Source organism: Bartonella sp. AA83SXKL, from assembly GCF_042196965.1.
Lineage (GTDB): Bacteria > Pseudomonadota > Alphaproteobacteria > Rhizobiales > Rhizobiaceae > Bartonella.
Window position 1 is genome coordinate 63,698 of the sequence record NZ_JBHIRG010000004.1, and the last position, 15,107, is coordinate 78,804.

At 41.1% G+C, this 15,107-nt stretch carries 12 protein-coding genes; 3 read left to right on the forward strand and 9 right to left on the reverse strand.

The window, feature by feature from the left end:
• Nucleotides 1–175: 175 nt before the first annotated feature.
• From ACFINO_RS03285 to tkt, 4 genes are all read right to left on the reverse strand, one after another.
• Nucleotides 176–1,207 carry a class I fructose-bisphosphate aldolase gene (locus ACFINO_RS03285; RefSeq protein WP_375634413.1) on the reverse strand — a complete coding sequence of 344 codons (1,032 nt, stop codon included), beginning with the start codon at nucleotides 1,205–1,207 and terminating at the stop codon, nucleotides 176–178.
• 108 nt (nucleotides 1,208–1,315) lie between these two features.
• Entirely contained in the window at nucleotides 1,316–2,509 is a 1,194-nt protein-coding gene (locus ACFINO_RS03290; protein WP_375655071.1) for a phosphoglycerate kinase, read from the reverse strand.
• A 512-nt stretch (nucleotides 2,510–3,021) separates the two neighbouring features.
• Nucleotides 3,022–4,029, reverse strand: a complete 1,008-nt coding sequence (gap, locus tag ACFINO_RS03295; RefSeq protein ID WP_375633443.1) for a type I glyceraldehyde-3-phosphate dehydrogenase — start codon at nucleotides 4,027–4,029, stop codon at nucleotides 3,022–3,024.
• Nucleotides 4,030–4,205: 176 nt separating this feature from the next.
• Entirely contained in the window at nucleotides 4,206–6,212 is a 2,007-nt protein-coding gene (gene tkt, locus ACFINO_RS03300; protein ID WP_375642902.1) for a transketolase, read from the reverse strand.
• A 334-nt stretch (nucleotides 6,213–6,546) separates the two neighbouring features.
• On the opposite strand from tkt, the gene ACFINO_RS03305 reads away from it, so the two are divergent.
• Both ACFINO_RS03305 and ACFINO_RS03310 read left to right on the forward strand, forming a co-directional pair.
• A complete protein-coding gene (locus ACFINO_RS03305; RefSeq protein ID WP_375617852.1) occupies nucleotides 6,547–6,822 on the forward strand; it encodes a DUF4164 domain-containing protein in 276 nt (91 codons plus the stop codon).
• A 12-nt stretch (nucleotides 6,823–6,834) separates the two neighbouring features.
• Nucleotides 6,835–7,218, forward strand: coding sequence for a cell division protein ZapA (locus ACFINO_RS03310; RefSeq protein WP_375636496.1), 384 nt, complete (start codon nucleotides 6,835–6,837; stop codon nucleotides 7,216–7,218).
• Between the two features lie 1,483 nt (nucleotides 7,219–8,701).
• On the opposite strand, the gene pyk is transcribed toward ACFINO_RS03310, so the two are convergent.
• Together pyk and ACFINO_RS03320 are read right to left on the reverse strand one after the other, a co-directional pair.
• A complete protein-coding gene (pyk, locus tag ACFINO_RS03315; protein WP_375642903.1) occupies nucleotides 8,702–10,138 on the reverse strand; it encodes a pyruvate kinase in 1,437 nt (478 codons plus the stop codon).
• The gene (locus ACFINO_RS03320) at nucleotides 10,135–10,623 is read right to left on the reverse strand and encodes a DUF1036 domain-containing protein (protein ID WP_375642904.1); all 489 of its coding nucleotides are present in this window, start codon (nucleotides 10,621–10,623) and stop codon (nucleotides 10,135–10,137) included. The genes pyk and ACFINO_RS03320 overlap by 4 nt, the downstream gene beginning before the upstream one ends.
• Before the next feature lie 261 nt (nucleotides 10,624–10,884).
• Here ACFINO_RS03320 and ACFINO_RS03325 point away from each other — a divergent pair, with 261 nt between their 5' ends.
• On the forward strand, nucleotides 10,885–11,145 hold the full coding sequence (locus ACFINO_RS03325) for a DUF2312 domain-containing protein (RefSeq protein WP_005774567.1): 261 nt from the start codon (nucleotides 10,885–10,887) through the stop codon (nucleotides 11,143–11,145).
• A 560-nt stretch (nucleotides 11,146–11,705) separates the two neighbouring features.
• Here ACFINO_RS03325 and rimJ read toward each other — a convergent pair.
• The 3 genes from rimJ to ACFINO_RS03340 form a co-directional block, all read right to left on the reverse strand.
• Nucleotides 11,706–12,272, reverse strand: a complete 567-nt coding sequence (gene rimJ / locus ACFINO_RS03330; RefSeq protein ID WP_375642905.1) for a ribosomal protein S5-alanine N-acetyltransferase — start codon at nucleotides 12,270–12,272, stop codon at nucleotides 11,706–11,708.
• Between the two features lie 558 nt (nucleotides 12,273–12,830).
• Entirely contained in the window at nucleotides 12,831–14,693 is a 1,863-nt protein-coding gene (locus ACFINO_RS03335; RefSeq protein ID WP_375642922.1) for an ABC-F family ATP-binding cassette domain-containing protein, read from the reverse strand.
• Nucleotides 14,693–15,079, reverse strand: coding sequence for a hypothetical protein (locus ACFINO_RS03340; RefSeq protein WP_375613186.1), 387 nt, complete (start codon nucleotides 15,077–15,079; stop codon nucleotides 14,693–14,695). The genes ACFINO_RS03335 and ACFINO_RS03340 overlap by 1 nt, the downstream gene beginning before the upstream one ends.
• Nucleotides 15,080–15,107: the final 28 nt, after the last annotated feature.

Here is a 15,107-nt window from a genome sequence, read left to right on the forward strand (position 1 = left end):
CGCAATCTTATCTCTCGATAGCACCCATTAAAGACTTTTAAAAGGTCCAAGGAAAAAACTCTCTGAGAAAGCTTTCAAGCCTAAAATGTCCCCGCCATTCTTATCATGATGAGGGCGCAAAAAATCACGCAGAAACATGAAAAATCTCTCCGCATTTAAAAACAGAGCTTGTCCTTCAAGCGCACGCTTTTTCTTGTTCTTTTGTCCATTGTCCCAAAGCCGCAAGATGGTTCATCCGAGCGCGATGACGAAATGCCTTCTGTGCAACAGCAATATTTTCATCTTTTCCTGCCCATGCTTTTAAGGCAGCTGCTTGCAGTGCTCGCCCATAGGAAAAGGTCAATTTCCAAGGCAATACGCCCAAAGAATTCATGGCAGATAAATGCGCCGTTGCTTCCTGATCAGACTGCCCTCCAGAAAGAAAAGCAATTCCGGGAACAGCGGCAGGAACAGTCTGTTTAAGCACTTGGATGGTCTTTTCAGCAACTTCTTCAACAGAAGCCTTGCGAGCATCCTTTCCATCAATCACCATATTGGGCTTTAAAATCATCCCCTCCAAAAGAACACGAGCTTCAAACAATTCTTTAAAGACAGCCTGCAAAACAGTGCGTGTCACCTCAAAGCAGCGTGTAATTGAATGCCCACACGATGGTCCATCCATCAACACTTCCGGCTCAACAATGGGCACAATATTGAACTCCTGACATAAGGCAGCATAGCGTGCAAGAGCTTGTGCATTTTGTCTTATGGCGCCTCTTGTTGGCAAAGTGTGTTCATCAATAGCAATTACCGCACGCCATTTAGCAAAACGTGCTCCCAAAGCATAATAGTCTTTTAGCCGCTCACGAAGACCATCCAACCCTTCGGTAATTGTCTCTTGGGGAAAAGCAGCCAAGGGTTTTGCACCGGTATCAACTTTAATCCCTGGCAAAGCGCCTGAATCCCGAATAAGATCCGTCAACATTTTCCCAGTAGATGCTTTTTGCCGAATGGTTTCATCAAATAAAATAACCCCAGAGATGGCGTTTTCCATCGCTTCTTTTGTACTAAAAAGCATTTCACGATAAGCACGGCGCTTATCTTCATTGGATTCAACACCAATGCTTTCAAAACGCTTTCCAATGGTCGCCGTACTTTCATCTGCCGCCAAAATACCTTTACCCGCATGCACCAAAGCAAGTGCAATATCTTCAAGCCGTTCATTCATAAAAAATTCCTCTTTATTTTGTCTTAATTTCTAAAAATGCGCAACACTATCAAAACACTCTACACGACCGTATAGTTTTTCTTTAACCTTCCCCTTCAAAGAAGCCCTTTAAGCCTGCATAAGGGCAAGAATACCAGGAAGGGTCTTTCCTTCCATCCATTCCAAAAAAGCTCCTCCAGCAGTCGAAAGATAAGTAAAATCATTGGCAACACCGGCATGATTAAGGGCAAAAACCGTATCGCCCCCTCCCGCAATTGAAACCAACTTTCCCGTCAAACTACGTTCTGCTGCATGGCGTGCAACGGCAATGGTTCCCTTATCAAAGGGAGACATCTCAAAAACACCAAGGGGTCCATTCCACACAAGAGTAGCAGCTTCATCTATCGCAGCATTGATATGCGCAATAGAGCGCGTCCCAATATCCAATATCATGCCATCTTGTGGAATATCTTCAATGTCATAAAGACGATGCGGTGCATCTTTTTCAAAGCGAAATCCAACGACAGCATCCTGAGGAAGCAGAAGGGTACAGTGACACTCTTGCGCTTTTTTAATGATTTTTTTTATCGTTTCCATCAATGCATGTTCACACAGTGACTTACCAACAGACACACCTTGCGCTGCTAAAAAACTGTTAGCCATGCCCCCACCAATCACGAGATGATCAACCTTTTCCACCAAATGATTGAGCACAAAAAGCTTGCTGGAAACTTTCGCTCCTCCTACAAGGGCAACCACAGGACGTGCTGGATTGCCAAGTCCTTTTTCTAACGCCTGCATCTCACCTTGCAAAGAGCGCCCTGCATAAGAAGGCAACAAATGCGTTATTCCCTCCACCGAAGCATGGGCACGATGAGAAACTGAAAAAGCATCATTAACATAGAGATCTCCATTATGAGCCAAAGCTTCTGCAAAAGAACAATCATTCTTTTCTTCACCAGCATAAAAACGAACATTTTCAAGCAGTAAAACACCACCATTTTGTAATGACTCAACTGCAACCTGCACCGCCGAACCGATACAGTCAGGAGCAAAAGCAACCGGCTGATTAATGATCTTTTCCAGCACTTGCACAACAGGACGGAGTGAAAACTCTTGCTCTACCTTTCCTTTGGGGCGACCACAATGAGAAAGCAGAATAAGTTTAGCACCACACTTTTGCAGCTCAACGAGTGTCTCTTTATGCCGCTCTAAGCGTGTCGTATCACAGACCTTACCCTGCGCCATTGGCACATTAAAATCCACCCGCACAAGAACACGTTTTCCAGTGACATCAACATCATCAAGTGTACGAAACCCCATCACTGCTTCCTCTTCACTTTCCATTGTTTCAAATAAAAACGCATCCAACAACCCTGCCCACTTTTCTTTCCACTTATCCCCTCTTTGCTTTTACAAGAGACCCACGACAGCCCATCTCTCACCCTCTGTTTGAAAAGCCAAAGCTTTCATCATCAAATGTACAAAAGCCCACCATTGCTCTTAATCTTCATATTCCATTGTGGCAAACAAATGCATTGGCTCAATTTGATCTCTATTAAAGCTTCCTTTTACTTCTAGGCAAAAGAGTTTACATCTCCTGTTTCCTAACATTTTCTCAAAGGGTATCTCGTTCAGATCTTACTTTTTCAAAGTTTACTCTTTCATTCATCTTTTAAAACCACGTATTGACCCAGTATTAAAACAAAACACATCATCAATATTTCAATAGCCTCTTCTCTCTAGCGCATGAGAACAACAGCCTCTATCTGTTTTTCTCAAAATTGCACAAAAATGAGACTTTTCCCTATAAAAAGGAGGACCCTGAGGTCCTCTTATATTGTCTTAGCAAAAGCCACTGCCGTATCACTCATACGGTTGGAAAAGCCCCATTCATTATCATACCAAACCAAAACGCGACAGAGCTTACCATCAATCACTTTTGTTTGATCATTGTGGAAAATAGCTGAATGAGGATTATGATTAAAATCACAACTCACGAGTTTCTCTTCTGTATAATCCAAAATGCCCTTCAAAGGACCTTGTGCAGCAATAGCAATGGCTGTATTAATTTCTTCGATTGTTGTGGAACGCTTAGCAATAAATGTCAAATCAACCACAGAAACATTAGGGGTTGGAACACGAATCGATACACCATCAAGCAATCCCTTTAATTCTGGCAAGACCAATCCCACAGCTTTTGCCGCTCCTGTTGAGGTAGGAATCATAGAAAGAGCTGCCGCACGTGCACGATAAAGGTCCCGATGCATTGTATCCAACACAGGTTGATCACCCGTATAAGAATGGATTGTTGTCATAAAGCCCTTTTCAATGCCCACTGTGTTGTGTAAAACTTGTGCAACAGGCGCCAAACAATTGGTTGTACAAGAAGCATTTGAAACAACGCGATGCTCGCTGCTTAAAGATTGATGATTAACCCCATAGACGACCGTAAGATCTGCTCCTTCAGAAGGCGCAGAAATAAGAACACGCTTTGCCCCCGCATCTAAATGAGCACTTGCTTTATCACGCGCAGTAAAAATACCCGTACATTCCAAAGCAATATCGATATCCAAATCTTTCCAAGGCAATTGAGCAGGATCACGCTCTGCGCATACCTTTATTAAACCACCTCCCACATCAATAGCATCCCCTATCACCTTAACGATATCAGGAAAACGCCCATGAACTGAATCATAGCGTAATAAATGGGCATTTGTTTCCACCGATCCCAAATCATTAATTGCAACCACTTCAATATCTTGTCGTCCACTTTCCACAAGTGCACGTAAAATATTGCGACCAATACGACCAAACCCATTAATTGCAACACGAACTGTCATTTCACATGTTTCCTCATAAATTTTTTAAGCACAACATTTAAAACACAATAAATGGGTATTTTACCAATCCCAAATCATTAATTCCCACATTGTCAATATCTTGATCACTCACTTATCCACAATAATGCACAAAATATGATGCCCTAAAACCACCCCATTCATGACAACACAAGCTGTCACTTTGTCTTTTCTTCTTTGATCTTTTCCAGCTCTTTTTCAACGGTGGCAACGACATTTTCCCAAGTAATACCAAAATGCGCATAAAGGGCATCAATTGTTCCACTTGCCCCAAAGCCCTTCATACCAATAAACACACCATCACAGCCAATAAAACGGTCCCATCCTTGGGCGACGGCAGCTTCAATGGCAACTTTAATCGGTGCATCTCCAATGAGAGCACGCTGATAGGAGAGAGATTGTTGAGAAAAAAGTTCAAAACAAGGCACAGAAACCACACGCGTTGGGATGCCTTTTTCTTCTAACACCGCATGTGCCTCCACTGCAATTTGCAATTCTGAACCAGAAGAAAACAGCGTCACTTGTGCATCATCGCTAGCTGTTAGGAATTCATAAGCACCAAGCATACAGAGATTTTCTTCTTCATACTCCTGACGCAAAAGCGGTAGATTTTGTCGACTCAAAGCCAAGGTAGAAGGTGTCCCGCGTGCTTTCAAAGCCAATTGCCAACACTCGACTGTCTCCATAGCATCGGCAGGACGGAACACAAAATGATTAGGCATTGCACGCAGGCAAGCCAAATGCTCCACGGGTTGATGGGTCGGACCATCCTCACCAAGACCAATAGAATCATGAGTCATGACATAAATCACCCGCAACCCCATGAGAGAAGACAAACGCATAGCAGGACGCATATAGTCAGAAAAGCATAAAAAGGTTCCCCCATAAGGAATAAAGCCGCCATAAAGGGCAAGACCATTCATCACAGCTCCCATTACATGTTCGCGAATTCCATAATGCAGATAGCGCCCTGAAAAATCTTCAGCAGAGATACTTTTCATCTGGCTGCTTTTTGTATTATTAGATCCGGTTAAATCAGCCGAACCACCAATAGTTTCAGTAACGACTTCATTGATCACTTCAAGAGCCATTTCCGAAGCTTTACGCGTAGCAACAACGGGGCGCTCTTCAACCAATTTCTGTTTATAAGTATCAATAGCGCCATCAAATCCGCCCACGAGATCGCCCCGCATCAATCTTTCAAACTCCACACGCTCTGAGACAGGAAGATCAGCAAATTTTTCTTCCCATTTTTGGCGTTTTTTAGCAGCATTGAGACTAGCCAAGCGCCAATTATCGAGAATATCGGCTGGAATAACGAAAGGCTCAGCATCCCACCCTAACGCGATACGGGTTTCAGTGATTTCTCGTGCGCCCAAAGGGGCTCCGTGAACTTTATTGGTACCCGCTTTATTGGGTGCTCCAAAGCCAATTGTTGTTTTACAAGCGATCAAAGTTGGTTTATCGGAATTTTGTGCCGCCTCAATAGCCCGCGCAATTGCTGCTTGATCATGCCCATTGACTTTATGTGTCTCCCAACCAGATGCCTTAAAACGCGCAATCTGATCTGTACTGTCAGCAAGGGAAATCTCTCCATCGATAGAAATATTATTATCGTCCCACAACACAATAAGCTTATTGAGTTTCAAATGACCAGCAAGGGAAAGTGCTTCTTGAGATATCCCTTCCATAAGGCATCCATCGCCCACCAACGCATAAGTGTAATGGTTGATAAGATCACCAAAACGGGCATTTTGCAAACGCTCTCCAAGAGCCATCCCCACGGCATTAGCCAACCCTTGTCCAAGAGGACCAGTCGTTGTTTCGATTCCTGCCACATGCCCATATTCTGGATGCCCGGCAAGCTTTGCTCCTAATTGGCGAAAATTTTTGAGATCTTCAATGCCAATATCTTCATAACCAGAAAGATACAAGAGAGCATAAAGCAACATAGACCCATGTCCTGCTGATAACACAAAACGATCACGGTTAGGCCAGCGAGGTTTTTTGGGGTCGTGAGCAAGAAATTTTGTGTAAAGAACCGTAGCAATATCGGCTGCTCCCATTGGCAAGCCCGGATGACCAGAATTTGCTTTTTCAATCGCATCAATAGCAAGAAAACGGATAGCATTGGCCATCTGATTCTGTTGGTGGGTGTTTGTCATGAATAATCGACCATTTCGTTAAATACGTTATTCTGTTGCTTTTTCCGTATTCTCTTAAAATTCTCAAGAAATACTATTTTCTAACCATTAGCGTGAGACTTTTTGCCACCACTTCAATAATATTAATAACATTCCCCTCACGCGTTCTGTATATCCATGTCATTTATGCCAATACGCGCAAAAAATCCAGCTTTTAATTTATATCTATCCCCTGCTTTGCTTGCTAAAATATCCTACATACTTAAAAATAAAATGCACACAACACAAGAGTGAAAGTGATTCGTTTTTGCATAACACATTGATAAAGGATACAATTACCCAAAGGATAAAGGCAATGAACCAAGAGACTACAGTTCTACAAGATGCTTTAGAGCACCTAGAAAAGGCACTTAGAACTTTAGAGATTACCATAATAAACCGCAATGCCGTTATTAATAAAAATAACGAATGGGAAGAAGAAATCCAACGAATGAATGCTGACCGCAGCCATCTTGCCCAAGCGCTTGACAAAGCTGAAGCCCAAATTGAACGCTTAGAGTCCGTAAACAAAGAAGTTTCCAAACGTCTTATTAAAGCAATGGAAACAATTCGTGTTGTCATTGATAGATAAAGGTTTGAATGTATGGAAACTGTTTCCGTTACCATTGATGGTAAAGTTTATCGCATGGCTTGTGACAAAGGACAAGAACGTCGTCTTATTGCGCTTGCTGCTCAATTGGATCAATATATCACACATTTAAAGAACAATTTTGGTGAAATTGGCGACCATCGTTTATCGGTTATGGCTGGCATAATGATTATCGATGAAATGGAAGAAATAAAACGAGAAAATAAAAAATTACAAGAAGACTACAATACTCTTTTACGACTCCACAACGAAAGAGACCGCACCATGGGGAAAATTATGCGTGACACCACACAACGCATTGAAAATCTCACCAACCAATTGCTCAAAGATGATCAAAACTGCACAAACATTCAAGAACAAGAACAGGAAGATTTCTAAAAAGTACATCAGCGCGTAATAAACCAGAGGTTTGACTTGTCCGCCACATCTCACAGGATAAAAATTCTTAAACCCACACCAGTGTGTAAACAGTCTGGTTTTTTATAGGAAGGATTCCAGCTACTCACGACTTATGGGATTAACTTAAACCTCAACGAGAAAGCCCTACCCTGAATATTTCACCTCCGCACAAACACTTCCTATATCAAGGAAGCTGCCTTATATCACCACATTTCAAATGAGATGTCTTTTAACCGCGCAATAAGATAACAAAACCAACATCATTGTAAAAAAATCATATAAATGACAACAGCAACAAACAAATAAAGCACCCTTCGAAAAAAAGAGCTATATTCATGTTCCCTATGAATGCATGCCAAAAAATTCTTTCCCCTAGATAATATCAAGCATATTCAATATATATTAAAAAATAACCTTATCTATTATACCGTAAAACACCGCCACTTGATAATACAAGCACCATGGAGTCTTTGCACCTGAAATGTCCATCCGATGAAACCCACCGAAAAGAACCGTATCATTTATAAACCAGCGTGAATTAAGTATTTTCATCCTTTAGAGCAGGAAAAAAGTCAAACTCGAAGAGTATGTTAATCTCATACAAGCTCAAACATTATAAACAACAATAATAGCTCTTGAAAACATTCTCTACCGACATCTTTATCCTTATAACAAACAAACAATTCATCCATACCTCTCTCCCCACCCCTCAAAATCTCCAAGCTTAATAAAAGAAAGAGCAAATCGGCATCATCATTATAGTCAGCCCTCAATATTGCGATAGCCCCCTTGGCTCGTAAAACGATTCATAAGAGGCATTTTTGTACACTTTTTACCCACATGCCCCACCCGCTTGTGACGTGCAAACAAAGAGTTATGATTAACAAAACATAAATAAATTGAAGAGAATTTTACGGAATTCGGGGTTCTAATTCAAGTTTAATAACGATAAATTATCATTATAAATCAATATTTTGCAAATGCTTCGACAAAGCATATTTTAAAAACACATTCACCCATCACTTTTTCTCATAACATACCAGTACGATTTTTTAGGCACATAATTTTAACTTTATTCAATTCTGTTGGCAAAAGTTTAAAATGAGAACAATTTCAAGGCTCTTATCCAAAAAGAAAAAGAATAAATTCTCATTATCAATAAACATCTCGCTCGTATAAACATCAATAAAGCAATCCCCAATATGCCTCAATGAAATAAAAGGAGGAGCTCCCATTAAATGCCTACCGTAAAAGCAGCTTCCTCAGAACTAAAACAAAATCAACAGACAACATCACCGCATCTGCTCCCATCCCCAAACTGGACGACCTAACGCAATACCTTTCTATCTTACGATAGGAGATAAAAGAATAATGGGTCTATGGAGGCATTCACAAGAGGCGCACACCCGTTGTTTTTAAAGCCTGTTCAAAGGCGCATGAAAAAACACCATGCGTAAACGGCTCAAATCCCTTTCGTTCCATCTTGGGAGACAGAGGCAATACGCAAGAGATTTGTCGCACCGGGCGTTCCAAGGGGAACCCCAGCTGTCACAAGGAAGCGATCTCCCCCTTTGCAAAAACCTTCCTGAAATGCAATGGCTGCTGCACGATCAACCATATCCTCTAAACTCCGTGCATCTTGCGTGACCACACAATGAAGCCCCCAAACTAAAGCCAAACGCCTTGCTGTTTCCACAATGGGAGATAAAGCAATAATGGGTCTATTAGGGCGTTCACGAGAGGCACGCACCCCGGTGGTTCCTGAAGCCGTATAAGCAATAATAGCGGATAGCGCAAGTGTTTCAGCAATCTGACGTGCAGCAAGAGAAATCGCATCCGTTCCTGTTGATTCTGGTGCTGGATGTTGTGCTCCAACCTGAGCGGCATAAGTATGATCTTGTTCGATTTGTCGCGCGATTCGGTCCATCATAAGCACAGCTTCTTCAGGATAGCGACCAGAAGCAGATTCAGCAGACAACATCACCGCATCTGTTCCTGCATAAACTGCTGTAGCAACATCCGACACTTCTGCGCGTGTCGGAACAGGAGATGTAATCATTGATTCAAGCATCTGTGTTGCCACCACAACAGGCTTTCCTGCTAAACGACAAGCTTTTATGAGCTCCATCTGAAGTGCAGGGACCTTTTCCAAAGGCATTTCCACTCCAAGATCACCCCGTGCAATCATAATACCATCGGATACCTCAATAATTTTCTCTATATGCTCCAAGGCTTGAGGCTTTTCGATTTTAGCCATCAAAGACACCTTGCTTTTCGTCAACTGACGCACCGCCATAATATCTTCTGGACGTTGAATAAAAGAAAGAGCAACCCAATCAACAGGCTGCTGTAAAAGAGCCTGAAGATCCTCCTTATCTTTTGACGTCATTGAATCAAAAGGCAAAATTGTATCGGGAAAACTGACACCCTTTCGATCAGAAATACGGGTTCCAGCAACCACGCGACACTGTACAGAATGACCATCACAAACTTGCGCACGCAATTCCAGTTTTCCATCATCAATCAACAACCGATCCCCTGGTTTAATCGCCGAAAATACATCCTCATGAGGGAAAAAAACACGCTGTGCATCACCAAGAACATCGCGATTATCTAATGTAAAGCTTTGTCCAACACGCAAATCTTCTTGACCCTTAGCAAAACGCCCCACACGCAGTTTTGGCCCCTGAAGATCCACTAAAATACCAATGGGGCGTCGAACTGTTTTTTCAACTTCTCGTATAGACTTGACCAAATCACCCATCATATCACGATCAGTATGGCTCATATTAAGACGAAAAACGTCTGCTCCTGCCCTAAAAAGCTTCTCAATCATTTCACTAGAAAAAGAAGAAGGACCAAGAGTTGCAATAATTTTCACTTTACGAGCACGTTTCACGGTGGAGAGTTTCCTGAAAGAGAAGGGATAACTGAATTGTTTAACAAAGACTCATCCGTCAACTGGATCATCCAACTGGTTTGATTTCCGGTATCGATTTCTTTAAATTCAGCCTTTTGATATCCTCGAGGGAAACAATCATGAACCCCTTGAATGGTAAATTGGCTATCTTGCACACACATGGTTACAGAGCCTGCCCAGTTCCCTTTTTTTTGTGCCCCTTCCGCATAAAAATAATAAAACCGTGAAGCAAGAGGCCCCTCAATTAAGGTTTTACACTCCGTCACGGGTACCGTCCACCAACCTTCGCTCACCCATCCTGAAAATGTACGATATCCAAGAGCAACCCCTACAGACTGTTGGGTTGTATTACAAACCCTAAAGTCAGCTTTTGCAAAAACAACAAGGGGAAACAAGAGCAAAATGCTCAAGAAAAAAACTTTTAATCCTTTCTGAAGCACCCAATATCGCTTTTTTAAAATCACAAAACTTCCTCTATAATGCCAAATTCTCAAAACAAATTACACACTTCTTTTTTTAAAGCTTTTCAAATCTAAAACGTATATTTTTATATTTTTCTTTTTATAGCCCTTTTATCAATGCATATATCTTAAAAATTTTACAAAATATTTAAAGTCAATTTATAAAAAAACAGTGTAGCTTGATTTACTTTTTGTTTTTCAAGCTTTTTCAACATAAATTCGTCGTCGAAAAACAACTTGAAATATAACTTGGAGAAAAATACAATGAACGATACAGTAACCGATCAAACACACGCTATATCCGTAAACCAATTACGCTCTTTTATCGAACGTATTGAACGACTAGAAGAAGAGAAAAAAACCATTTCTGATGATATTAAAGACGTTTACACTGAACTTAAAGGCTCTGGTTTTGATAGTAAAGCTGTTCGAAGCATTATACGGCTGCGTAAAAAAGAAGAGCATGAAAGAATGGAAGAAGAAGCAATCATTGAACTTTATAAAAATGCGCTTGGTATGAATTAAAACCATTGATAACATTGGAAATTTTCTTAAGAAAAGAAAATACAAAAAACAAATGGCAAAAAACAAATGAATGTATAAAAATTTCACCCAAACAATAAGCCGTTTGTGTAACTTGTAACGAGACTATCGATCACAGAATACACAATATTGCAACAGCCCTCACATTTAAAAGGATTTATACAGAGAATTTTTATTCTTGTTCTTCAATCATTTTTATCCACATAAACCCTCACTTGTATGCCAACCTATGCCAACCCAGTTTGTGATGTGCAAGAGAGGTGTTTTTATGATTAAACATCAATAGATTTGAAATGAGAAAGTCTTACGATATTGAGGACTCTCTTCCTTCAAATTGAAAAAATGAATTATGATGATAAATCAATTCATTATCTACAAAAAGAAACATATAAAGTGGTCAGCAGTTGAAATCCGCTAAATGAGAGTCTGAGCTGTTTACAAAAGAAGAGCTGGTTAAGGATCTTTATCTTTTAGGATAGGCAGAAATTCGGCATATTTACACATTTGATAAAAAGCCCCTTGATAGAACTTTTAATAAAACTTTATTCGAATCTATTAACCGACTCATACAGATCATTGATTCGAGAAGTTAGAATGTGGTCTCTCCATTTTCCAGAAATCATCAAATAGTCTTTGGCATAGCCTTCTTTTTCAAAATGAAGGCGTTTTAATAAACGTTCGCTTTTTATGTTCTCAGGTCTATAATTTGCCATCACTCTATGCAGATGATAAACATGAAAGATATGGCGTATTAGAGCCGATAAACTCTCAAACATAAGACCTTTGCCTTGTTGTTTTTCATCAAGAGAAAAACCAAGATGACAAGCTTGAAAAACACCCCGAACCACATTTGTAAAATTCACAACACCAATGACTGTTTTTTCATTTTTTAATCGTACGGCATATCGGTATGCTTGTCCTTGTGCACTTTCATAAGCAAATGCATTAGCTCGTGTTTCCCAAGCTGTTAGGCTGTGGTAACCATCAGATCTAACAGGTTCAAAAGGACGCAGATGATTCGCATTACGGAGGGAATAAGAAGACAGTTCAGCTGCATCTTCTAAACCGATCAATGTAGAAATTGTTCGCTTTGTTTTAATTGCTATCATTTTCTCCTCCTAGAAAGGTTACAATAACACGTTGATTTATCCTAACAAATCATCATTTTTAAACTTAAATCATAACGTCGAATACAGTAAGCTTTCCTCATCACAACACTTCTCACGTTAGAATCAATGAAGATCATTTGCTTTTCCGTCATAAGCGGGGGTGGTATGTTTAAAGCATAAGGTAAAGACAAGGGCATGTTTCTTACGAATGCTCTCAAATTCCAAAGGAGTTGCAAGCAACATTGGGGACTGGCAAGGTATGCAATGGAATTGGCGTACTTCCATATACGAAATTTTGAAAAAACTCACGGCAAAGGTAGTTTTGTTTCTTTGCCTTGTAAACGAAGAGCATGCTTGTTTTGCGCTATCATATCACTGCTCCCCCGTATAGAAATCCCAATGACCATCACCTTGAAATGCTATATGTTACAGTGCAATCTAAAAAGTCTCTGCCATAACTCGTCAACAGCACTGTTCCCGCTAAATCAGCCACAAACTCTTGTAACAAATCAAAGAAAAGCGATGATGCAATACAAATCTTTTAAAGTTTTTTAGATATTATCGTGAACACGCTTCCATTTCTTCGCGTAAAATTTCAAGTTCTAGCCATTCTTCTTGCTTTTGTGTGCAAGTATTTCTCTTTTTTTCCAACGCTGTTGATAAACGCTCAAAACGTTCTTTATCGCGGCAATAAAGGGTTGGATCAGAGAGCTCTTGCTCAATTTTTTTGATTTCGTCCTGTAAAACAGCAATTTCTTCAGGCAATTTTTCCAATGCATAAACCTGCTTATAAGACAATTTACTTCGTGTTTTTTTCTCTCGCCCTATCAAGCTATGATCTATTGATGTATCCTGTTTTGAAAGCTCTCCCACATGAGATTTTAAAGGTTCTTTACGCTGCGATAATTCTGTTTTTTTGCGTTGTAAACTCAGAGCATGCTGGTTTTGCGCCATCATATCACTGTAGCCGCCCGCATACAAAACCCAATGACCATCACCTTGAGGTGCCAACATATGCGTTACAGTACGATCTAAAAAGTCTCTGTCATGGCTGACCAACAATACTGTTCCCGCAAAATCAGCAATAAATTCTTGCAACAAATCCAAAGTTTCCATATCCAAATCATTGGTCGGTTCATCAAGAATCAAAAAGTTTGCAGGACGTGAAAGAAGTCGTGCAAGCATGAGGCGTGCTCTTTCTCCCCCCGAAAATTCTTTAAGGGGGGTGCGTGCTTGTTCAGGCAAAAATAAAAAGTCTTTCATATAAGAAACTACATGCCGCTCTTGTCCATTGATCACAAGAGTATCACCTCTTCCTCCCGTTAAATAATGCGCTAAAGTTTCTTCTTCATTTAAAATACGTTGCTGATCAAGCAATGCCATAGAGAGGTTATAGCCATGCCTCACCGTTCCACCATCCACGGCTTCTTGCCCAATTAATGCAGAAAGGAGCGTTGTCTTTCCGATACCATTTGGTCCTACCAACCCGATTCGATCACCACGCTGAATGCGCAAAGAGAAATCTTTCACGATAATGCGATCACCATAGGATTTTGAAATTTTCTTTGCTTCAAGCACCAATTGCCCAGACTCATGACTTTTCGCTGCTGTCAAAAGTGCATTTCCAGGCTGCCCTTTATAGGTTTGATGACGCTGTCTTAAGTTTTTTAATTCGCCTAAACGCCGTACGTTACGCTTACGCCGTGCACTTACGCCATAACGTAACCATTGCTCTTCACGGGCAATTTGGCGCCCCAATTTATGCTGCTCAATGGCTTCTTCTTGCAACGCCCTATCACGCCAACTTTCAAATTCTGAAAAACGCTTTTCCAGTCTTTTGGTTGTGCCACGATCAAGCCATACCGTTGACCGCGTAACATTTTCTAAAAATCGCCGATCATGGGAAATCACCACAATCGCTGAACGCAAAGAAGATAAAACAGCTTCCAGCCATTCAATGGTTGGTAAATCAAGATGATTGGTTGGTTCATCTAAGAACAAAATATCGGGTTTTGCAGCAATGGCCTGTAACAATGAAACACGCCGCTTTTCGCCTCCCGAAAGCGTTTCCAATTTTTCCGCCCCCGAAAACCCTAAATTTGTGCGAAGCGTATTGATCCACTGGACATCAGATATATCGTCTAGCCCCGCTTCCATATAAGCGTTAATATCTTCAAATCCTGAACAATCCGGATTTTGTGAAACATAACGGAGCGTCACTCGCGGGTGGCGAAAAATTTCTCCACCATGAGGCTCTAATATTCCTGCGGCAATTTTTAACAGAGTTGATTTTCCACAACCATTACGGCCAACCAAAGCAACACGCGCCCCCTGCTCAACCGATAAAGAAGCTTGATTGAGCAAAGGCGTTTTTCCAAAATTTAAAAAAATGCGGTCAAGCCGCAGAAGCGGCACCGCCATTAACGAACGCGGCGCGGACAAGGTGCTTTATACATCACCCCTCTTGCATCACGGTAAGCACACAATTGCCGTACAGGAACTCTCTGTCCACAAGGTGCTTGGTAAACATGCCCTCTACGACCGCGATACGTGCACAATTGTGATGCCTGTCTTTGTTGTTTTCTTTGATTTGCAGCTGCACCTGTTACTGTTCCAGCCAAAGCACCAAATGCTGCACCGGTAAGTGCTGCTCCAGGCGTACTTCCAGCAATAGCAGTTCCAGCCAAAGCACCGATTGCTGCTCCTCCTACGCCGTAACGTGCAACGCGTTCATCGTTTGTGGTACAAGCAACTGAACTGAAACCAATGGCTGAAACAACTGCCACTTTAAAAATTGATTTTAACATATCAAAACCTTTCCTTCTCAAGATCAAT